The organism is Paenibacillus sp. Y951 (genome assembly GCF_056786395.1).
Genome location: NZ_JBXCIY010000009.1, coordinates 162,871 through 183,029, shown reverse-complemented (window position 1 = coordinate 183,029; position 20,159 = coordinate 162,871). Strand labels below are relative to the sequence as shown.

At 39.8% G+C, this 20,159-nt stretch carries 22 protein-coding genes; 7 read left to right on the top strand and 15 right to left on the bottom strand.

From position 1 onward, the window contains the following. The first annotated feature begins 41 nt into the window (after nt 1–41). On the top strand, nt 42–380 hold the full coding sequence (gene ytxJ / locus AC1TPB_RS14875) for a bacillithiol system redox-active protein YtxJ (RefSeq protein ID WP_482077221.1): 339 nt from the start codon (nt 42–44) through the stop codon (nt 378–380). 86 nt (nt 381–466) lie between these two features. On the opposite strand, the gene AC1TPB_RS14870 is transcribed toward ytxJ, so the two are convergent. After that, a complete protein-coding gene (locus AC1TPB_RS14870; RefSeq protein ID WP_482077220.1) occupies nt 467–1,258 on the bottom strand; it encodes a YheC/YheD family protein in 792 nt (263 codons plus the stop codon). Between the two features lie 138 nt (nt 1,259–1,396). Here AC1TPB_RS14870 and AC1TPB_RS14865 point away from each other — a divergent pair, with 138 nt between their 5' ends. Together AC1TPB_RS14865 and AC1TPB_RS14860 are read left to right on the top strand one after the other, a co-directional pair. Next, on the top strand, nt 1,397–2,092 hold the full coding sequence (locus AC1TPB_RS14865; RefSeq protein WP_482077219.1) for a peptidylprolyl isomerase: 696 nt from the start codon (nt 1,397–1,399) through the stop codon (nt 2,090–2,092). Between the two features lie 19 nt (nt 2,093–2,111). Next, on the top strand, nt 2,112–2,540 hold the full coding sequence (locus AC1TPB_RS14860) for a DUF4395 domain-containing protein (protein ID WP_482077218.1): 429 nt from the start codon (nt 2,112–2,114) through the stop codon (nt 2,538–2,540). 132 nt (nt 2,541–2,672) lie between these two features. Here AC1TPB_RS14860 and AC1TPB_RS14855 read toward each other — a convergent pair whose 3' ends face one another. The 4 genes from AC1TPB_RS14855 to modA form a co-directional block, all read right to left on the bottom strand. Next, nucleotides 2,673–3,482 (bottom strand): protein-glutamine gamma-glutamyltransferase, encoded by an 810-nt coding sequence (locus AC1TPB_RS14855; RefSeq protein ID WP_482077217.1) that lies wholly within the window; start codon nt 3,480–3,482, stop codon nt 2,673–2,675. A gap of 76 nt (nt 3,483–3,558) precedes the next feature. Next, nucleotides 3,559–4,338 carry a Cof-type HAD-IIB family hydrolase gene (locus AC1TPB_RS14850; RefSeq protein WP_482077216.1) on the bottom strand — a complete coding sequence of 260 codons (780 nt, stop codon included), beginning with the start codon at nt 4,336–4,338 and terminating at the stop codon, nt 3,559–3,561. A 158-nt stretch (nt 4,339–4,496) separates the two neighbouring features. Beyond that, nucleotides 4,497–5,168 carry a molybdate ABC transporter permease subunit gene (modB, locus tag AC1TPB_RS14845; RefSeq protein WP_482061998.1) on the bottom strand — a complete coding sequence of 224 codons (672 nt, stop codon included), beginning with the start codon at nt 5,166–5,168 and terminating at the stop codon, nt 4,497–4,499. A gap of 2 nt (nt 5,169–5,170) precedes the next feature. Next, the gene (gene modA, locus AC1TPB_RS14840; RefSeq protein ID WP_482077215.1) at nt 5,171–6,073 is read right to left on the bottom strand and encodes a molybdate ABC transporter substrate-binding protein; all 903 of its coding nucleotides are present in this window, start codon (nt 6,071–6,073) and stop codon (nt 5,171–5,173) included. 163 nt (nt 6,074–6,236) lie between these two features. Here modA and hflX point away from each other — a divergent pair, with 163 nt between their 5' ends. Continuing rightward, complete coding sequence (hflX, locus tag AC1TPB_RS14835; RefSeq protein WP_482077251.1) at nt 6,237–7,523, top strand: GTPase HflX; 1,287 nt, start codon at nt 6,237–6,239, stop codon at nt 7,521–7,523. Nucleotides 7,524–7,616: 93 nt separating this feature from the next. Here hflX and AC1TPB_RS14830 read toward each other — a convergent pair whose 3' ends face one another. From AC1TPB_RS14830 to glpK, 9 genes are all read right to left on the bottom strand, one after another. After that, nucleotides 7,617–8,015 carry a type II toxin-antitoxin system RelE family toxin gene (locus AC1TPB_RS14830; RefSeq protein ID WP_482077214.1) on the bottom strand — a complete coding sequence of 133 codons (399 nt, stop codon included), beginning with the start codon at nt 8,013–8,015 and terminating at the stop codon, nt 7,617–7,619. After that, on the bottom strand, nt 8,015–8,320 hold the full coding sequence (locus AC1TPB_RS14825) for a type II toxin-antitoxin system Phd/YefM family antitoxin (RefSeq protein WP_482077213.1): 306 nt from the start codon (nt 8,318–8,320) through the stop codon (nt 8,015–8,017). The genes AC1TPB_RS14830 and AC1TPB_RS14825 overlap by 1 nt, the downstream gene beginning before the upstream one ends. Nucleotides 8,321–8,827: 507 nt before the next feature. Next, complete coding sequence (locus AC1TPB_RS14820) at nt 8,828–9,814, bottom strand: ABC transporter permease (protein ID WP_482077212.1); 987 nt, start codon at nt 9,812–9,814, stop codon at nt 8,828–8,830. Between the two features lie 2 nt (nt 9,815–9,816). After that, nucleotides 9,817–11,331: a sugar ABC transporter ATP-binding protein gene (locus tag AC1TPB_RS14815; RefSeq protein ID WP_482077211.1), complete on the bottom strand. Its 1,515-nt coding sequence runs from the start codon at nt 11,329–11,331 to the stop codon at nt 9,817–9,819. A 172-nt stretch (nt 11,332–11,503) separates the two neighbouring features. Then, nucleotides 11,504–12,610, bottom strand: a complete 1,107-nt coding sequence (locus AC1TPB_RS14810) for a sugar ABC transporter substrate-binding protein (protein WP_482077210.1) — start codon at nt 12,608–12,610, stop codon at nt 11,504–11,506. A gap of 354 nt (nt 12,611–12,964) precedes the next feature. Beyond that, nucleotides 12,965–13,861 (bottom strand): aldo/keto reductase, encoded by an 897-nt coding sequence (locus AC1TPB_RS14805; protein ID WP_482077209.1) that lies wholly within the window; start codon nt 13,859–13,861, stop codon nt 12,965–12,967. A 2-nt stretch (nt 13,862–13,863) separates the two neighbouring features. Then, a complete protein-coding gene (locus AC1TPB_RS14800) occupies nt 13,864–14,001 on the bottom strand; it encodes a hypothetical protein (protein WP_482077208.1) in 138 nt (45 codons plus the stop codon). Nucleotides 14,002–15,123: 1,122 nt separating this feature from the next. Continuing rightward, nucleotides 15,124–16,809 (bottom strand): glycerol-3-phosphate dehydrogenase/oxidase, encoded by a 1,686-nt coding sequence (locus tag AC1TPB_RS14795; protein WP_482077250.1) that lies wholly within the window; start codon nt 16,807–16,809, stop codon nt 15,124–15,126. Between the two features lie 198 nt (nt 16,810–17,007). Then, nucleotides 17,008–18,498, bottom strand: a complete 1,491-nt coding sequence (gene glpK, locus AC1TPB_RS14790) for a glycerol kinase GlpK (protein ID WP_482077207.1) — start codon at nt 18,496–18,498, stop codon at nt 17,008–17,010. 361 nt (nt 18,499–18,859) lie between these two features. On the opposite strand from glpK, the gene AC1TPB_RS14785 reads away from it, so the two are divergent. From AC1TPB_RS14785 to AC1TPB_RS14775, 3 genes are read left to right on the top strand one after another with little or no spacing between them, the layout of a single operon-like run. Next, a complete protein-coding gene (locus AC1TPB_RS14785) occupies nt 18,860–19,063 on the top strand; it encodes a hypothetical protein (protein WP_482077206.1) in 204 nt (67 codons plus the stop codon). 14 nt (nt 19,064–19,077) lie between these two features. Continuing rightward, entirely contained in the window at nt 19,078–19,254 is a 177-nt protein-coding gene (locus tag AC1TPB_RS14780; RefSeq protein ID WP_482077205.1) for a hypothetical protein, read from the top strand. Between the two features lie 14 nt (nt 19,255–19,268). Then, nucleotides 19,269–19,475 (top strand): hypothetical protein, encoded by a 207-nt coding sequence (locus AC1TPB_RS14775; protein ID WP_482077204.1) that lies wholly within the window; start codon nt 19,269–19,271, stop codon nt 19,473–19,475. On the opposite strand, the gene AC1TPB_RS14770 is transcribed toward AC1TPB_RS14775, so the two are convergent. Continuing rightward, a complete protein-coding gene (locus AC1TPB_RS14770; protein ID WP_482077203.1) occupies nt 19,446–20,000 on the bottom strand; it encodes a glycerol-3-phosphate responsive antiterminator in 555 nt (184 codons plus the stop codon). The two genes, AC1TPB_RS14775 and AC1TPB_RS14770, sit on opposite strands and share 30 nt — an antisense overlap. Nucleotides 20,001–20,159: the final 159 nt, after the last annotated feature.

Here is a 20,159-nt window from a genome sequence, read left to right as displayed (position 1 = left end):
TAATGTACATATACTATTTCACATCAAAGGAGAGAATATCAATGACATATAATGAAATTACATCACAACAACAATGGGAAGAAGCTTTTGAACGCTCCAAAGACCACCCCATCGTTATCCTGAAACATAGTACAACTTGTCCTGTTAGCGCTAACGCTCATGATGAATTCAACAAATATTTATCTGACAAGCCTCGTGAGGACGTTGAATATCTAATGGTAAAAGTTATCGAATCTCGCCCAATTTCTTTGCAAATTGCTGAGGATACAGGTATCAAACATGAATCTCCACAAATTATGATGCTCGATAAAAAAGAAAAAGTATGGAGCACTACACATTGGTCAGTAACAAAAGCACATATCGCCGCTGTACTTGACTAATTACGATAACTATTGAACATACAATACGCCAACTGATAGAGAGGATAACCGTCCTCCATACCAGTTGGCGTATTTATCTTATTCCATCAATAAATGTTTAATCGATATCTCTTGCCATACCTAGCCCCATAATGAATAATCCTCGCTAACATAACTCGATCGCGCATAATAACAAACATCCGATGATCTGGATGAGTATTAAACTCTACTATCCACGGACGAAGATGATGATCAATCGCTATATCAATCCCAATCTCATTTTGTCCTTTGAAATGTTTGCGAACTTGATGCATAACGGCTAGACTTAACTTTTCAATTTGCGGAATAACAATTCTCTGTTGTCTTGGAGACAGTAGACTATCTATAGTTCCTATCGCTCCGCCGCTTCCACCATTACTTACAACACGTCCACGTGGCGAGATACGTCCCGCTATTCCAGTAACTTCAAATCCGCCAAATGGACTACGCTGAACGACTACACGAAAATCGAATAATCTTCCTTGATATCGAAGGGAATAGATTCCTTTCTGAACAATATAGGTTTCACCATTTATATGAAGTGCTAACGCCCGTATTAAGCTTTCAAAATTAGTATATGTTACTATTGCTTTATCAATATGACTACTATATACACCGTTTTTTTTCGTGACCCGAATGACCCCTCTACCTAGTGAGCCATTTTTCGGCTTAATATATACCATGCCATACTTTGCTAGCATTAATTGTAGCGTTGAATGAGAATATGTCTTCGTCACAGGAATATGTGACTTAATATAGCTATTACCTAATAAAATATTAGTTTTAATCATTTTGTCAGATTTCCGTCTAGTTCTCTTAGCTGTTATTCGTACTTGCCTTCCCCAATTCATCATAAACATTTTGTCCCCTCCCCAGATAGCTTCATAATAAGATATGAAATTGGAACAAGTTTCGCCATGGTCATATAACTGCATTAGGATTCGGATACTCATTTGTGTTAAAATACTAGTTAGCATATACATAAAGGAGAATACTCAATGCATTTGAAAAAATTAACCGTATTAATTGTAATGCTGCTTGTACTTAGTGCATGCGGTGAAAAACCTGCTCCAAGCAACAATAACACAGGAACTACTGGCTCTAACTCAGCAACTGCAACACCTACTCCTGAGCCAGAACTTGAATTACTTGATTCAAGTCAGCATCCTGAAGTTACAATAGAGATGAGCAATGGTGGAATTATTAAGCTGGAACTATATCCTGAAATTGCTCCTAACACGGTGAACAGCTTTGTTTCACTAGTACAACAAGGTTTCTACGATGGTCTTATCTTCCACCGTGTTATACCTGGCTTTATGATTCAAGGTGGCGATCCCGAAGGTACTGGCGGAGGTGGTCCTGGCTACAGCATTAAAGGTGAATTTACTGCAAATGGTTTTGAAAATCTATTGCCGCATGCACGCGGTGTTATTTCTATGGGGCGTCTTCCTAATCATATTGATGGCGCATTTGATAGCGCAGGCTCCCAATTTTTCATAGTCCAGGCTGAAGACGCTTCAAGCCTAGATGGTCAATATGCTTCATTCGGTATGGTAACAGAGGGCTTAGATGTCGTCGATGAAATCGTTGCACAGAAACGAGATAGGGAAGATAAGCCACTTGAACCATTAGTAATGACTAAAGTAACCGTTGATACGAAAGGTCTTGAGCTAGCAGAACCAGAGAAAATGTAGATGAGGGGAGAATACCGGTATGAATGAAATTCCTATTGCAAAAGTAAGAAGCAATCAGATCGGCATTGTCATTACATTATTAATTGCGATTATTGCACAAATGCCTTGGCTAATCGCCATTGTATGGCTTGTTCAAGTTATGACCCGTTTACTTGGTGCTGGTGCGAATACATTTGTCATTATATTAGAACCGATTGCACAAAAGATTTATGGTAAGAAAGTAACCGAAGCTGCAGAACTGCAGAAATTCAATCTTTCATTAGGAATTACATTTCTATCAATATCACTAATATGTCTTTCTCTAAATTGGGCAACAGCTGCTTATATTGTTGCAGGTGCAATGGCATTAGCGGCACTTAGCGCATTATTAGGCTATTGTATTGGATGTACAATCTATTACCAGTACAAGAAATATCAAGCACTGCGTAAAACGACAAAATCACAATAATATAGAAAAAATGCATCTCTAGAATATTCATTGGTTACGCTCATGGCGCACCAACGTTTATTGTAAGAGATGCATTTTACATTATTAACAGTATAAATCTATTGTCTTGTGCAGATCCGCTAGACGCAGTTACTACTGAGCAGATTGCAGTTCTCTTTCATCCACCAGTATTAATTGCCCCATCGCTATTGCGATACGCTGCTCATGAATAATGAGATCACGCAGCATTTCAAAATCAGGCCGAACAATAAGATTTTCTTGATATGCCGAGCGACGTGCAAATGGTCGACGTGCCCGATTCAAGTTTTCAATAATACCCTCGCTCGTTTGAATGCCTACTCCATGACCAAAAAATAAATTTTTATCAAGCATCACTGCGTTTTCACCTTGCCATTCAGGATGACGAGGGTGATGGTCTGGATTACGGAAATAGCACACATCCCCTGGATATACATCATTAAGATCATAGCTTGCTACTAGACGAAGATCATAATCCTTCTGCCATTCCCGCAAAAATAAATCTTGGAAATAATAATTGAAGGTCGGATCACCTATCGTCTCCAGCACAGCTTTATAATATAAAATAATGATAGCTCCTGAGCATTCGAACGCATATAGCTCTCCATTTTCAAATATATCGCGAATAGCATCCGCCGGTGTTACATCACTCCGTAATAAAAAGCCTCCGTTGGGTGTTCTATTCCAGTAACGTGGATTACATCTCGAATTTGAAAATACGGCAAATTGAACGCCACTCTCATACATTGCATATGATGCTTCAACCGTATGTCTTCTCATCGTTAACTCGAATAATAAAGCATCCAATGAGGAGTATTGATAAACGTTTCTACTCGCCAGCTTCCAGCGAACAATATTTTGCTCAATCAAAGGCAACTTCTCAATATTAAGCTCATCAATCGAGCCTTGTGTAAGTACGATCACATTCATAACCTCCTACGCCTATGCATCGTTAGGTTAGTGTACGCCCGCACCTACTAATTGGTGAACGTTTGCCTAATTATTTATCTAAGATTCCTGCTTTAATAAGTCCATTGCGGATACCCTTCTCATCTACATGCGTCGTTACAAAGTCGGCATATGGAATAACATCGGGATGTGAATTGCCCATTGCAACACCGAAGCCAACGTATTCAAGCATTTCTTTATCATTCAAATTATCGCCAAATGCAATCGCTTCTTCCTTGGTCAAGTTGAGCTGATTCAACATTGCTTCAATTCCTTTAGCTTTGGAACCTCCGATTGGTAATACATCTAATGCTTTATCATGCCAGCGAATAAATGTAACGGAATCTTCTAACGCTGCATACAAATGCTCGTCCTCTGCAAGAGTGTGTAAAAACATTTGATAGATTGGCTCTTCCTTCCAGAAGTTCGCGTTAACTTTTGGCAATGCTACTTTCAACGAATTGACCGATTCTAGCATATATTCATGTTCATCTTGATCTGTATAATATTGTGACTCTCCTTCGAAACATAGAGCATGTCCGTGAACAGTAGATTGCTCAACTAATTTCGCTAATGTTGTCGGTGAGATTGGATTACGATAAATAACTTCGCCTTTATATACAGCAAGAGCTCCATTCAAGCAAACATAAGATTCAATACCTACAATCTCTAGTAAATCTTGCAAGAAATATGGTGCACGCCCTGTCGCAATAACAGGCTCGATTCCTTTTTCTTTCATTTCGGAAATGGCATCAATCGTATCCTGTGGAATAACCTTTTCTTCATTCACCAAAGTTCCATCAATATCAAAGAAAGCAATTTTGTAGCTCATCTCGTCTCCCCATTTCTCATGAATGTTCTCTCAACTTCTTGTCTATTTCCAATGCTAGCTTTTGGAACATCCTCGGTGAAGTTAATAGTTAAGTATAATATGGCCTACCTAATGAAGCAATAACAACTCTTTCCGTTCCGGACACTCTCTACATCGTGCTATCCCTTAGACGGCTGACGTACAATATACATCATTATGAACGAGAACACGATCATAATGACAACCCACGCTATCGCAAGTGCTATTCGGTCTGCATCAATCGCTACGTAGATCGCAGTCGCAATTGTCTGCGTGCGACCAGGTATATTCCCCGCAAGCATAAGCGTTGCCCCAAATTCACCTAACGCACGCGCAAAACCTAAAATAAAAGCAACAACCAACATCCGCTGATTGAGCGGTAGTGCGACATAGCGAAATACTTGCCATTCCGTGGCACCTTGTGAACGTGCAACATCCTCTAGATCAGCATCAATAGAATCAAATCCAGCCTTGATCGTCTGATATACGAGCGGAAATGCAACAACTATAGCAGCAACAACGCCTGCCCACCACGTAAATACAAGTGATTGACCGAAAATAATTTCCGTCAATTGACCAAGCAAGCCTTTTTTACCAAAGGCAAATAGTAAAATGAATCCAACTACTGTTGGAGGTAATATTAACGGAATCATAAATAAAGTATCTAGCAGTACTTTACCACGAAATTTTGCTCTACTCATATAACGTGACACAATAATCGCTAATATAAAAACAATAATACTAGCTATTATCGTTATTTTAAGTGAGGTGACAATCGGTGCAATAAATGCTCCCCAATCAAATTCATTCATCACTATTCAGCTCTCTTAAAGCCATGTTGCTCATAAAGAACAGTTCGGTCTTCATGTAACAAATAATCGAAAAATAGCTGGGCAGCATCCATTTGCTTACTACTTTTCAAGATGGCTATAGGATAAGTAATCGGATCATGTGTTGCAGAATCAATATGGTGAATGATATTAACTTTATTAGAAGAAATCGCATCGGATAAGTAGACAAAACCAAGTTCAGCATTACCTTGTTCAACGTAAGTTAGCACCTGTCTAACATCCTTCGCATACACATAGTGCTTCGTCCATACATCCCATAATTGTTCCTGCTGTAACACTTGCTTCGCGTACTGTCCCGCAGGAACGGTATCCGGCTCCCCCATTGCAATAAATGTTGGGTTGACCTGCTTCAGCAAGTGCGCAATCGTCGCTGATTCGGCAAGCGCTACATCAACTAGCTCTCTATTGCCGATAATAACGATTTCATTGTTCAATAGCGGCTTAGTGGCTTCAAGCAGTCCCTGCTCTTCTAAAGCACTCATCTGCATAATTGCTGCAGATACGAATAGATCAACTGGTGCACCTTGTTCAATCTGCTTCTGTAATGTACCCGAAGAACCATAATTGACTTTAACTACAATATCAGCATGCTCAGCTTCGAATTGAGCAATAATATCATCCATAACTACACTCAAGCTTGCAGCCGCAGACACAACAATCTCCTTCTTTTGAGATGTAGCTTGCTTAGATGTTACAGCTCCATTCTCAGCGTTAACAGGATTAGCATCATTCACTTGACTATTGCTCATTGAGCAACCTGCTAACATAATTATTAGCAGCATCGTGCATAATATAGAAGGACGTTCAAAAAGCAGACTTTGAACATGAACTATTGTTAACTTACTTTTACGTAATCTTTTTTTCATGTTGTTCTTCTAACCCCAATCATTACTGCATTTATCACCTTTAAGAATAGCATGAGTTGCTATATTTTCATAGCTCAGGCAGCGTAGATTAAAGGTAATTTATTGAAAGACTACGTGCCATATGCTACACTGTTCCCAACTCAGTTGGAGGTTAATAATTATGATGGAACAACCTTTAGAACGTGCAATTATTGTCGGTTTGCACCTTAGTCAACGCCAAGAGGCAGACTTTAATTATTCAATGCAAGAACTTGCCTCACTTGCAGATGCTTGTCATATTTCAGTTGTAGATCAACTTACACAAAAAGCACAACGGCCCACATCTTCTCATTACCTTGGAACAGGGAAAGTCGAAGAATTACGTCTCCTTGCAGAAGCTCATGAAGCAGAAACGGTTATTTTCAACGATGAGCTTTCACCTTCCCAGATTCGTAATCTCGAAGCTGAGCTTGATCGCAAAGTTATCGATCGTACTATTCTCATTCTGGATATTTTTGCAGAACGTGCTCAGACTAGAGAAGCACAACTTCAAGTTGAAGTTGCTCGTCTGCAATATATGCTTCCGCGCTTAGTCGGCTTACGTGCATCACTTGGTCGTCAAGGCGGTGGTGGTGGTGCAGGATTACGTAACAAAGGTACAGGAGAAACAAAGCTGGAGCTTGATCGTCGTCGGATTGAAGATCGCATCGCCATGCTACAGCAAGAGCTAGAAAAACTTGTAGCTACTCGTCAAATTCAGCGTATGAAGCGTAAGAAGAATGAGGTTCCAGTAGTATGTCTAGTCGGCTACACGAATACAGGGAAATCAAGTCTGATGAATGCTTTGCTGAGGCATACAGATCCTGAAACAAGCAAAGAAGTTTTCGTGAAAGACATGCTATTTGCAACACTTGAAACATCTGTAAGACAAATTGAACTTAGCGATCACAAGAGCTTCCTGTTAACAGATACTGTCGGCTTCGTCAGCCAGCTCCCCCATCATCTAGTTAAAGCATTCCGTTCTACACTGGAAGAGGTAGCGGAAGCAGATCTTCTCATTCATGTTGTTGATTATGCACATGAAGATTATCAGAAGCTAATTGATGTAACCAATGCAACACTTGAAGATCTAGGTACGAAAGGCATCGAGATGATCTATGCCTATAATAAATGCGATCTGACCGATCATCCATATCCTGAAGTTCATGGCAAAAACATTTATATGTCCGTTCGTGAAGCCAAAGGAATCGATGAACTTGTCGGATGCATTCGTCAGCAGCTATTCAGCCATTATGTGAAATGCTCTGTTCTTATTCCATACGATCAAGGGCGCATCGTGTCCTACTTTAATGAACATGCCCAAATCTTTGCGACAGAATATGAAGAACAAGGCACTCGCATAGAAATGGAATGTAGTGTCGCTGATTACGATCGCTATAAAGAGTTCTACTTAGAGGAAGCTCAGCTGTAACAAAAAAGTCATCCCTAGTAATAGCACTTTTGAGTGCGTAGCTGCTGGGGATGACTTTTTATTATGGTAGACCCAAAAGCGATAACTAACATTTCATTTTCGGCCTGGAGACCATTTCGTTTGCTTTGCATGTAAAAGTAGAGTTTGTTCTTTCGTTAGTTTACGATAAGTTCTTAATTTTCCATCGGCGATTTTAAATACCATGTCTCGTGTACGTCGCTCAATAGTTAAAACATAAACAATCCTTAGTACATCTACTTTTTCGTTAGTCACTCTGAACACAATACGGATCCCTGCATTACGAAGCTTAATTTCCTTGCAACCAGCTAATTTTGTATTTGTATAGTTACTAAGAGTTTTACCTATTTCATCCGCTCGAAATATAAGCCCATCAATTGCCTTGTTCACTATTTCAAGTACAGAACCGTCCAGTCGGTTATACTCTTTTTCAGCATCTTCATCGAGACGGACATCAAATCGTTCTTCTTGCACTAATCTACCGCAATGCTCCGGCGCACATTTCTCCAAGACTTCGCGGATTCTGGATTCCGTTCAATTCTTTCAATCCGCTGTAATAAGATGCGTTCTTCTTCTGCTTCTTCTAATTTAGTTAATCTATCATAGAGCTTTTCAAATAAATCATACCCAATCAAAACGGTATCCACATTACCATTATCCGTAATATATTGCGGGATTTCTTTAGCCTTTTTGCGTAGTTCTCCGAACTTTTTGGAAGCGTCGGAAGAAGTTACTAACTGATCTACGTCAAAAGTCGGTTTTGCCATAGTTGATACCATCTCCATCTTCTCCTTATTACGTTATAGTATGCCAAACTTTGAATTAAGTATACCACAAAAAATCCAATATGTTACGTAATATATTACGTAACATATTGGATTTAGTTCGTTTACATTCAAAAAGATTGATAAAAACAGGTTCATAAATCGTTACTACTACGGTCCCCAAAATGGAATTCTGATACCTTATAGCGAATTAGTTTAAGATAAAAATTTTGCTTGTAAGGAGTGAGACCATCAAGTTAGAAAACGAGGAGTGAAGTGTACGTTATTGGTACACTAGCTTCTAAAATGTTTCTATATTTACGATCTGTGTTAATCAGTTATCAGACAATAAGAACATTAATGAATTGCTTCCGCTGACCAATGCGTATACCACAATGTTTCTGCAAGAAACATACATCGGAAGCTTATGCTAGGCTTTCGATGGAGGGCATATTAGATGCCGAATATGCTACAGAGCGTTACCGCGTGATCACAAGCGATCTTTTCGCCCTACCTCTACAGCTAGTGCTTGCGTTTGTAGTATGTTATGCCCAGGGCAAGCGCCAACACAGCACCCTTCACAATATCCATCGCATAGTAAGGTACTGACATCATAATAAGTCCACTAGATAATATCCCCATCAATACTGCACCGACAAATGTACCGAACGCATTCGGTTTCCCAGAACCTAATACAGAATATCCTATAAATGCCGCCGCCACAGCATCCATTAATAAAGGAGCCCCAGCATTAACCTCTGCTGTCATAACACGAGCTGCGAGAATAACACCACCAATACCAGCAAAGATAGCAGCTAATCCGTATGCAAGAAAACGGTACTTACGTACAGGAATACCTGATAATTTAGCAGCCTCTGGATTACCGCCGATCATATACATATAACGTCCGTGCTTAGTATATGTTAAAAATAAATGGACACATAATACAACAGCAAGCATTACAATAATGATCCACGGCACCTTCCCTAATAGTCCAAAAATTTTCGGTATAGAGCCTTGTGCATAATCACCACTAGGCATAATCATATTTTGTGAGATAGTCGCGCCTTTTGTGTAAGTCAATGCCACACCCTGAATAACAAACATCATCGCTAGCGTCATTAACATATCTTGTATTTTGAAGCTGGTGACGAGGAAACCATTTATAAGTCCAATAATAATACATATCGCTAATGAAACAATAATACTAATGAAAATATTTTGACTATGCCACACAAACATAGAAATAACGACTGCATTAGCTAATGATGCTGTCGAACCAACGGATAGATCAAATCCTCCAACAGATAATGAAATCGTCAAGCCTATCGCAAGAATCGTCACAATCGAAATTGCACGCAAAATACTAGTAATATTACTAGAAGTAAAAAAATTGTCTGTAGCGAGACCGAAAAATATAATCAGTACGACAATTGTAATTAATGTTCCGTATTTATATAGAAAATCGAACCATTGAAAACTCTTCTTTTTTGCCCCAACTGCACTCATTGCTATTGCCCTCCTGTACTATAAAACATAATCTCTTCTTCTGAAGTATCCGCTGTAATAAGTTCTTTTGCCACTTGTCCATCGTACATTACATACATCCGATCTGTAATTCCGATCATTTCGTTCATTTCGCTAGAAGCAAAGAGTACACTTTTGCCTTGTGCAGCTAATTCAGCAATGAGATAGTAGATATCGCGCTTAGCACCAACGTCTACACCTTTCGTAGGTTCATCAAATATATATATATCTGCATCTGTTAGCAGCCATTTACCAATTGCTATTTTCTGTTGATTACCTCCTGAGAGACTCCCAACAAGCGTCTTCTCATTCGGAGTTTTTATTCCTAACTTCTTAATAATCTTATTGGCCGCTATTTTTTCTTTCTTACTACTTAGCCAATTATTCATCGTTAAGTGAGGCTTTAGATTTGCAATCGTTAAATTGATAGCCACAGTATCTTCAACGAAAATGCCTTCACGGCGTCTTTCCTCCGGTATCATCGCTAAGCCCATTTTCACCGCTCGATATGGTGAATGAGCATTCATTAGATTACCATGCAATTTAATATCACCACGTTTCTTCGGAGCTGCCCCGAATAAAATCCGGCATACCTCTGTCTTGCCAGCTCCTACTAAACCCGCCAATCCTACAATTTCACCTTTATGAACAGTAAGAGAGACGCCATGAACCTTATCATCATCAGCAATCTGTTCAACTTCAAAGGCAATCTCACCTAGTTTACTAACTCGTTCGGGAAATTGTCCACCAAGTTGGGTACCTAACATATGTTGTGCAACCCCTTCTTGATCCAATGTATGAATTGAATCAGACAATATAAACTGACCATCTCGTAATATCGTAATATCATCACAAATTTGGAATAATTCAGGTAGACGATGAGAAATGAAAATAATGCCGACTCCTTCTTGCTTTAGGCGATTCACTAGTTCAAATAATCTGGATGTTTCACTGTCACTTAACGGGGCAGTAGGCTCATCTAGAATAAGAAACTTACACTCCATCGTAATAGCTCTAGCGATAAGAACAAGCTGCTTTTCCGCTAAAGTTAGCTCTTGGACAAGTTTTTTTGTTGGCATCGTTAACTGAAGTCGTTGCATAATAACAGAGGCATCCTTATGAAGCTGTTTCCAGTTCACCAGTTGTTTGCCTTTGGAATCATGCACAAGCTTCTCTAGCATAATGTTTTCACCAACGCTTAAATTAGGAATTAATAACGTATCCACTTCTTGATATACGATTTGAATTCCATTATCCTTAGCATCCTTCGGACTGCGAATATTAACTTCTTTTCCAGCTAACTTGATGGCGCCCGAGTAGTGACTATAAGCACCTGATAGTACTTTCATCAGTGTAGATTTTCCGGCACCATTTGCACCTATAAGAGCGTGTGTTGTCCCAGAGTTCATTGCAAAATTCACAGATGATAGTGCTTGTACACCAGGGAAGGCAATCGATATTTCGTTCATTTCTAGCTTTACTTGTTGATCTGATGCCAACTTATTCCACCTACCTTAATAATAGGATATAGAGCGCCCCCTCTATAAGAAATAGAGATGGCGCTCTTAGATTAATCTATGAAGAGGTTGTTCAAAAACAGACTTTGATAACGATGATTGACTATGTAGCTTATTCATCGTGATCACAAATGGACGAATTTGAACCCCCTTACTACTTTTTGTTCGCTTCTTTTAATGCCTTCATCCAATCCTCAAGAAAAGCATCACTCGTACCCCAACCTGGGATAATATCACCAAGTGTATCCATTTTCACAGGTTCAGCAGCTGCCTTCAAATCAGCTTGCTTAATAATGTTAGCATCTAGACTATAAGTAGTTGGAGTTTCTTCACCTGCTAGTTTTTTTGCTGCAAGACGCACTGTAATCGCGCCAATTAGCTTTGGATCTACAGCTGCCGTTGAAACCCACGGGCTATTCTCTTCTTGAATCGCTTCAAGATCTGGATTAGAAACATCAATACCGAAGATTTTCACTTCTGTACGACCAGCTTCTACTAGCGCACGATGTGCACCAATTGCGAACGCATCCCAAGTGGCAAAGATAGCATCAAGCTCACCTTTAGGATATTTGGAAAGTAGTGTAGCAACCGCATCTTGTGTATCAACAGATGTGTTGTCACTAGCAATACCAAAGCGATCTAGTTCTATGATTCCAGGATTAGCTGCAAGAACATCAGTGTAAACCGCATTACGTCGAACCATTGCCGAAAAACCATCTACCCACAGATATAAGATTTTGGCTTCGCCACCTGTTTCAGCTACAAGGTGATCAAGTGCGAATGTTGCTAAAGACTCATCATTTTGCGAAGTAGATGTTACACCTTCGATAGCAGTAAGACCTTCGATAGAATCAAAAGCAACAACTTCAATGCCCTTATCACGTAATGCTTGTACTTCTTCAACCGTTGTTTCTTCTTCACCATGAGAGATAATAACTGCATCGATATCTTCGTTAGCTGCTTGCTCAAGTGCTTCATGGAATTTCAATGTATCGCCATTAGCTGAAAATACATCTACTTTGAAGCCAAGAGATTCTCCCTCTTGCTTAGCACCAGCTAAAAATTGTGCAGTATGATCGTCGCCGCCAATTTTACGAATAACTTTAATTTTAATATCTCCCTTTTCTACTAAAGCAGCTGGAAGGTTTTCAACTTGTGGCTTATTAGTTTTACCGCTATTATTTCCTTCTCCACAAGCGGTAACCACCAATGCAACAACTAATAGTAATACGATTGATAGATTGAATTTTCTCAATTTCATATGTCTCTCCCCTTTTGTATACGACAATAATTGATTAATAAAAAGTAATCCTATCGGATTTAACTGATTAAGTCAATACATTTTATGCAATAATATTACAAGTTTTTCATTGCAACGGAAAATCCGCGTATTGCTAGCCTGCAACATTAATCAGAACTACTATAAAACACTTACATTTCTTCTTATCCTTTAATATGCATATAATTCTGTCATTTGTAGTATAATCTAAATCCGTACGTTTTCACAGAATTATTTAAAAAAACAAGAGCGAAACTATAGTTTCGCTCTTGTTTTTATTCTTTTCATATTAATCGTTCGGATTTAACTGTTATATTTACATTATTTCTTAATTTCTTATTCATTTAATAATGTTACAGCCTGAGCATTCGAAATGACTTGCTCTTTATTTTTGCAGCCTGGAATTACCGCAGTAACAGCTTCATTGTTCAGACACCAAGCTAATGCCCAGCTCGCCATATCCACACCTGCTGGCACTTCCTCTTGTGCAATCTTTTCTACTTCTAGTAAGCGATGCGCTGTTTGCTTAGGGTCATGACGATGACGAACATCGTTGCTACCGAAGCTTGCACCTGGCTTGTATTTACCACTTAGATAACCACTTGCCAAAGGTACACGCGCAAGCATACCAAGATCTTGTGCTTTGCAAGAAGGAAATACCTCTAGCTCAGGTGCTCGATCAAGACGATTATAAACCGCTTGAATCGTTTGTGCACCTACTTTAGTTGCATTTTCCACTTGATGCATATTATTATTTTTCCCGATAGACAGCCCAAGGTGACGGATTTTTCCCGCTATAATTTGTTTATCAAGCGTTGTCCATAGTTGATCATTATCGAATGCGCTATCTGGACCAGAGTGGAATTGATACAAATCGATATAATCTACCTGTAATGCTTTCAACGAATCATCTAATTGCTTAAGTACACTTTGTTCATCATAACGATCAGTACGTGAGAAGATAGAATGGAACTCATGACCAAATTTCGTAGCAATAATCCAATCTTCACGATTACGGCGACTAATATAGTTGCCGATAAATTGCTCAGAAAGATGATCACCATAACATTCCGCTGTATCAATCAAGTTAATACCAAGATCATGTGCTTGATCGAGAATTTGATCCACTTCAGCTTGCGTATAGTCAATACCCCATTCTCCACCAAATTGCCATGTACCAAGTCCAATAACCGAAACATTCAAATCAGTACTACCAAGTCTCCTAAACTTCATATCTATCCCTCCCAAAACTTTTCATAACTTCTTGATAATCTGCCTTGCAAATGAAAAGTAGCATCGGAAGCATATGCCAACTTTTCATAACTTCCAGAAACGCTGCCTTGCAAATAAAAAGTAGCATCGAAAGCATTCACTAACTTTTCATAGCTCCTTGATATTCTACTTCGTTTTTCTTGAGAACACCCTCTAACGAGCAAACAAAGTAACTTTTTACTCTATTTCACACGAGAGTACCCTCTAACGGGCAAACAAAGTAACTTTTTACTCTATTTCACACGAGAGTACCCTCTAACGAGCAAACAAAGTAACTTTTTACTCTATTTCGCACGAGAGCACCCTCTAATGGGCAAACAAAGCAACTTTTTACTCTATTTCACACGAGAGCACCCTCTAACGTGCAAACAAGGTAACTTTTGCACTTATTTCACATCGCAACCCAGTTAACGAGCAAACAAAGTAACTTTTTACTCTATTTCGCACGAGAGCACCCTCTAATGTACAAACAAGGTAACTTTTTACTCTATTTCACACGAGAACACCCTCTAACGAGCAAACAAAGTAACTTTTGCACTTATTTCACATCGCAACCCAGTTAACGAGCAAACAAAGTAACTTTTTACTCTATTTCGCACGAGAGCACCCTCTAATGTACAAACAAGGTAACTTTTTACTCTATTTCACACGAGAGTACCCTCTAACGGGCAAACAAAGTAACTTTTTACTCTATTTCACACGAGAACACCCTCTAACGAGCAAACAAAGTAACTTTTTACTCTATTTCACACGAGAGTACCCTCTAACGGGCAAACAAAGTAACTTTTTACTCTATTTCACACGAGAGTACCCTCTAACGGGCAAACAAAGTAACTTTTTACTCTATTTCACACGAGAGTACCCTCTAACGAGCAAACAAAGTAACTTTTTACTCTATTTCACACGAGAGCACCCTCTAATGGGCAAACAAAGCAACTTTTTACTCTATTTCACACGAGAGCACCCTCTAACGTGCAAACAAGGTAACTTTTGCACTTATTTCACATCGCAACCCAGTTAACGAGCCAAACAAAGTTACTTTTGCCCTTAATTCACATCATAGCACGGTTAACAAGAGCAACAAAGTTACTTTTACTCTTATTGCACTTCATTGTTCAGTTAATGAGCCAAACAATGGTACTTTTCCCCTTAACCTACATCATAGCGCACCAAATCAACCGCACATCGCAGTGGAGAGAACTAATCTGTCAAATTACTGTCCACTATTCCTGATGCGAATTTTTCGCTTCATCAATCTTACGATCTAGCTCAGCAGTATACTCAGCTAGCTGCGCTTCCGTCCATCCAAGCTCAGCATTCATCGCACGTAATACAGGTTCACGCCATGTTAGCACGTCATTGACACGGAAGAACATATCGCCGGTTCTACGAATGAAGTAATCTTCGGGCTTAGCAGCCATCTCATATCTCATGGCATATTGCAGCATAATCGCTGATAGCGCAGAAAGTCCAAACGGTTCGCCCCAAGCAATAGCTTCCTTAGCCATTGCGAATACTATCGGTGTATTTGTACCGAAGCGTCTTGCAAGTAAAGTGGCATCTTCCTTCGTTAGTTCCTGCTTCACTCCAACTGCAACTTGCGCTTGAACATAAGCTTCCATTTTCGAAGAACCGCCAAAATCACCACCCGAAATCGGAATATGACGTGTAGAAGTAGATTTTGCTAGCTCCTTCATTCCTTCTTGCTTCATTAGCTCTACTGTTTTATTAACAACATCTTCAGCCATTTTACGGTAGCCAGTTAATTTACCACCAGCAATTGAAATTAATCCTGAATCCGATACAAAAATTTCATCTTTGCGCGAAATTTCAGATGGAGATTTACCTTCTTGCTGAATTAATGGTCTTAATCCTGCCCAGCTAGACTCTATATCCTTATCCGTTAGCTTCAATACTGGGAAAATTTCATTAGCTGCTCCAAGTAAATATTTACGATCAGCAGCCGTTGTTACAGGATTAGCTGTATCACTAGTAAAATTCGTATCCGTTGTACCAAAGTATGTTTTACCTTCACGCGGAATTGCAAATGCCATTCGTCCATCCGAAATATCAAAATATACAGCCTGTCGCAATGGGAACCGTGCTCCATCAAATACAAGATGGACACCTTTTGTTAAACGCAGCGTCTTGCCCTTTTTGGAACCATCCTGTTCACGCAATTCATCTACCCAAGGACCTGTTGCATTAATAATTTTATTAGCATAGATTTCATATACTTTATCTGCCAATAGATCACGAACTTTAACACCAATTAATTGCTTCTGCTTATCATAAATTAGACCTTCTGCCTTCGTGTAGTTAACAGCGATCGAACCAAGCTCCCTAGCTTTTTTCATCACTTCAATCGTAAGACGAGCATCATCTGTACGGTACTCAACATAGTAACCGCCACCCTTCATGCCTTCGCTTTTCAATAGCGGTTCTTTAGCTAACGTTTGCTCGACATTAAGCATTTTACGACGCTCATTCTTCTTCACACCTGCTAAGAAATCATACATTCTCAAACCAATCGACGTCATAATTTTGCCCATCGAACCACCTGCATATAATGGTAGTAGCATCCATTCCGGCGTTGTTACATGTGGTCCATTTTCATAAACGATTTCACGCTCTTTACCTACTTCAGCAACAACCGCAATTTCAAGGTTTTTCAAATAACGTAAGCCACCATGAACCAGCTTGGTAGAACGACTTGAAGTTCCACCTGCAAAGTCCTGCATCTCGATAAGACCTAAGCTGAGTCCACGTGTTGCTGCATCAAGCGCAATACCTGCTCCTGTAATACCTCCACCTATAACTAAAATATCTAATTTCTGTGCTGCCATCTGCTCTAAGCTTTGCGCACGATTAAATACGCTAAATTGTTCGTTCGTAGTCTGTCTGCTCATCATATTATCTCCTCTATTTACAGTTTGTGTTTATTTCATTATGTTTATTATGTCCAATAAAAATTTCTGAAAATGACCAACAAAAAAGAGAAACCAATGAATCCGTTCGATAAAGGGCATAAAAAGCCCATCTATGAACGGTATTCGCGGTTTCTCCATATCTCCAACCATTATTAACTTGTCGTCAGTATACCATTATTATTCACAAAATGCCATCGCTGCCTTTACAGCACGTAACCATCCAGCGAATAATTTTTCTCGCTCAGCTTCATCCATATGCGGGAAAAACACTCTTTCAACTTTATGAATAGCGGAAATTTCTTCCTTACCACTCCAGAAACCAACAGCTAATCCAGCAAGAAATGCAACACCAAGCGCAGTAGATTCACTAATTAAAGGACGTTCAATAGCAACACCTAGAATATCACTTTGGAATTGCATGAGGAAGTTATTCTGAATAGAGCCACCATCTACAGCCATACTTGTTATTTTATAACCAGAATCCTCTTCCATTACAGAAAGTAGCTCACGCGATTGGTAAGCTAGTGATTCAAGCACTGCTCGAACAATATGCTCTTTCTTTGTACCGCGTGTTAAGCCAAACATCGAGCCGCGCACTTCACTATTCCAGTAAGGAGTACCTAGCCCAACAAATGCCGGAACTACATATACTCCTTCGGTAGAAGTTACACTGAGCGCCATCTCTTCTGTCTGCGCGGCATCCTCGATAATTTGCAATCCATCACGAAGCCATTGTATCGCTGCACCCGCTATAAATACACTTCCTTCAAGCGCATACTCTAGCTTGCCATCTACTTCCCATGCGATAGTCGTCAGTAGACCGTGCTCGGATGAAATCGGCTTCTCTCCTGTATTCATCAGCATAAAGCAACCTGTACCATATGTATTTTTCGTATCTCCTATACTAAATGCGCTCTGTCCAAACAATGCCGCCTGCTGATCTCCAGCTGCACCTGCTATAGGGATAGGTTGCCCAAGTATATGCTCATTCAAATATCCATAAACCTCTGAAGATGCCTTAACTTCTGGCAGCATACAAGACGGCACATTCAATATTTCCAGTAACTCTTCATCCCAAGAACGGTTATGAATATTGAACATTAACGTACGGGATGCATTAGACACGTCGGTAACATGTACTTTCCCATTCGTCATATTCCAAATTAACCAAGTATCAATCGTACCAAATAGTAGACGGCCTTGCTCAGCAAGCTCACGAGCACCACGAATTTGATCTAATATCCATTTCACTTTAGTACCTGAGAAGTAAGGATCGATAATAAGACCTGTTTTATTACGGAAATCGTCCTCAAATCCATCTTCCTTAAGTTGATCACATATCGTAGTTGTTTGACGAGACTGCCATACTAATCCATGGTAAATAGGCTTGCCCGTTACTTTATCCCAAATAACCGTTGTTTCGCGCTGATTCGTAATCCCAATAGCTGCAATCTGTTCAGCTATAATATCGGATTTCTCCACTACTTTTCTCATCACTTTAAGCGTTGATTCCCATATAAAACTCGCGTCCACTTCCACATGCCCTGGGTGTGGATAGATCAGTGGAAGTTCTTCCTGTTCTATCGCTACAATGTTACCTTGCTTATCAATTAATAAAGCGCGAGTACTCGTTGTCCCTTGGTCAATGGACATAATATATTTCGACATGCTTATCCCTCCATTAAAATTTAATATATATGAAAAATACTAGCTTCATCTTCGATGTCGAGTAACCTACGTTAGCCTAATCATCGTGATCAAAGCCCGCTTTTTTCCTTACCCCTTCCAATGGAAGGAAAAAAGCGGGCTTTCAGAACCGAGAAGATGGAGCGCTACTTGAGAAAGACGGAAGCGCAAGTGTACGTTATTGGTACACGCGGCCCTACAATGTTTCTGCAAGAAACATACATCGGAAGCTTATGCTATACTTTCCAAGTTCGCTTCATATTCGACGCGAGTAAGCTACATCGACTAATCATCGTTATCAAAGCCCGTTTTTTTCCTTACCTCTTCCAACGGAAGGGAAAAAGTGGGCTTTCAGAACCTAGAAGATGGAGCGCTACTTGAGAAAGACGGAAGCGCAAGTGTACATGGTTACGTACACGCGGCCCTACAATGTTTCTGCAAGAAACATACATCGGAAGCTTATGCTATACTTTCCAAGTTCGCTTCATATTCGACGTCGACTAAACTACGTCAGCATCCCCTTCGTTATCAAAGTCCGTTTTTTTGAACTATCCTCTTTCAATGAAAGTTCAAAAAGTGGGCTTTCAGAACCGAGAAGATGGAGTGCTACTTGAGAAAGGCGGAAGCGCAAGTGTACGTTATTGGTACACGCGAACCGTACTTTCCAAGTTCACTTCATATTCGATGTCGACTAAACTACGTCAGCATCCCCTTCGTTATCAAAGTCCGTTTTTTTGAACTATCCTCTTTCAATGAAAGTTCAAAAAGTGGGCTTTCAGAACCGAGAAGATGGAGTGCTACTTGAGAAAGGCGGAAGCGCAAGTGTACGTTATTGGTACACGCGAACCGTACTTTCCAAGTTCACTTCATATTCGATGTCGACTAAACTACGTCAGCATCCCCTTCGTTATCAAAGTCCGCTTTTTGAACTATCCCCTCAGCCAAAGCTCTTTCCTTGACGTCGTTATGGCCGCTGCACCTGCTCCTAAAGCTTCATTGACATGCGCTTGTGTACGAATAAGTCCCCCTGCTATAACAGGGATACCCGTATGCTGCTTCACTTCCGTAATAATTTCAGGCATAATACCTGGAAGCACCTCGATGAAATCTGGCTGCGTCTTTTCAAGCAAGCGATAGCCCCGCTCTAGTGCATCAGAATCAAGCAGAAACATCCGTTGAATAGCGATCAATCCTTTTTGTTTCGCTCTCATCACGACATTTGCTCTTGTTGATATTATACCTGTCGGCTTAATACTTTGACATAAGAAATCAGCAGCGTACTCATCATTTTTCAAACCATCGATTAGATCGGCATGCAGAAAAATCTTCTTATTATGTTGCTTTATAAATTGTACCGTACTTTGCAGTTGACCAATATGCCCACCTAATAACACCATATATGTAATCGATGAAGCGACAACCTCTTCGACGTCCTTCAACTTATGAACAGCTGGTAATACAGATTGATTGAGTTCTAGTGACAATTGGCTATCCCCTCTTCCATCATCTGTTGGCGTACTTAGCAACATTATATATTGTAATGCATTTATTTATCAGTAAATATTAATTCGCACATATTCTCAATATTGCTTCCTATCAAAAGTATAGCACAAAACCTTAATATGTAACGGCTACTCCAAAGA

Bases quoted from the DNA above. Each gene is read 5' to 3' on its own strand.
- AC1TPB_RS14810 (WP_482077210.1), bottom strand. From the start codon at position 12,610: ATGAAATTGAGAAAATTCAATCTATCAATCGTATTACTATTAGTTGTT.
- AC1TPB_RS14805 (WP_482077209.1), bottom strand. From the start codon at position 13,861: ATGAAGTTTAGGAGACTTGGTAGTACTGATTTGAATGTTTCGGTTATT.
- AC1TPB_RS14870 (WP_482077220.1), bottom strand. From the start codon at position 1,258: ATGTTTATGATGAATTGGGGAAGGCAAGTACGAATAACAGCTAAGAGA.
- modA (WP_482077215.1), bottom strand. From the start codon at position 6,073: ATGAAAAAAAGATTACGTAAAAGTAAGTTAACAATAGTTCATGTTCAA.
- AC1TPB_RS14865 (WP_482077219.1), top strand. From the start codon at position 1,397: ATGCATTTGAAAAAATTAACCGTATTAATTGTAATGCTGCTTGTACTT.
- AC1TPB_RS14860 (WP_482077218.1), top strand. From the start codon at position 2,112: ATGAATGAAATTCCTATTGCAAAAGTAAGAAGCAATCAGATCGGCATT.
- modB (WP_482061998.1), bottom strand. From the start codon at position 5,168: ATGAATGAATTTGATTGGGGAGCATTTATTGCACCGATTGTCACCTCA.
- AC1TPB_RS14775 (WP_482077204.1), top strand. From the start codon at position 19,269: ATGAAAGTTCAAAAAGTGGGCTTTCAGAACCGAGAAGATGGAGTGCTA.
- AC1TPB_RS14820 (WP_482077212.1), bottom strand. From the start codon at position 9,814: ATGAGTGCAGTTGGGGCAAAAAAGAAGAGTTTTCAATGGTTCGATTTT.
- hflX (WP_482077251.1), top strand. From the start codon at position 6,237: ATGGAACAACCTTTAGAACGTGCAATTATTGTCGGTTTGCACCTTAGT.
- AC1TPB_RS14795 (WP_482077250.1), bottom strand. From the start codon at position 16,809: ATGAGCAGACAGACTACGAACGAACAATTTAGCGTATTTAATCGTGCG.
- AC1TPB_RS14780 (WP_482077205.1), top strand. From the start codon at position 19,078: ATGAAAGTTCAAAAAGTGGGCTTTCAGAACCGAGAAGATGGAGTGCTA.
- AC1TPB_RS14850 (WP_482077216.1), bottom strand. From the start codon at position 4,338: ATGAGCTACAAAATTGCTTTCTTTGATATTGATGGAACTTTGGTGAAT.
- ytxJ (WP_482077221.1), top strand. From the start codon at position 42: ATGACATATAATGAAATTACATCACAACAACAATGGGAAGAAGCTTTT.
- AC1TPB_RS14825 (WP_482077213.1), bottom strand. From the start codon at position 8,320: ATGGTATCAACTATGGCAAAACCGACTTTTGACGTAGATCAGTTAGTA.
- glpK (WP_482077207.1), bottom strand. From the start codon at position 18,498: ATGTCGAAATATATTATGTCCATTGACCAAGGGACAACGAGTACTCGC.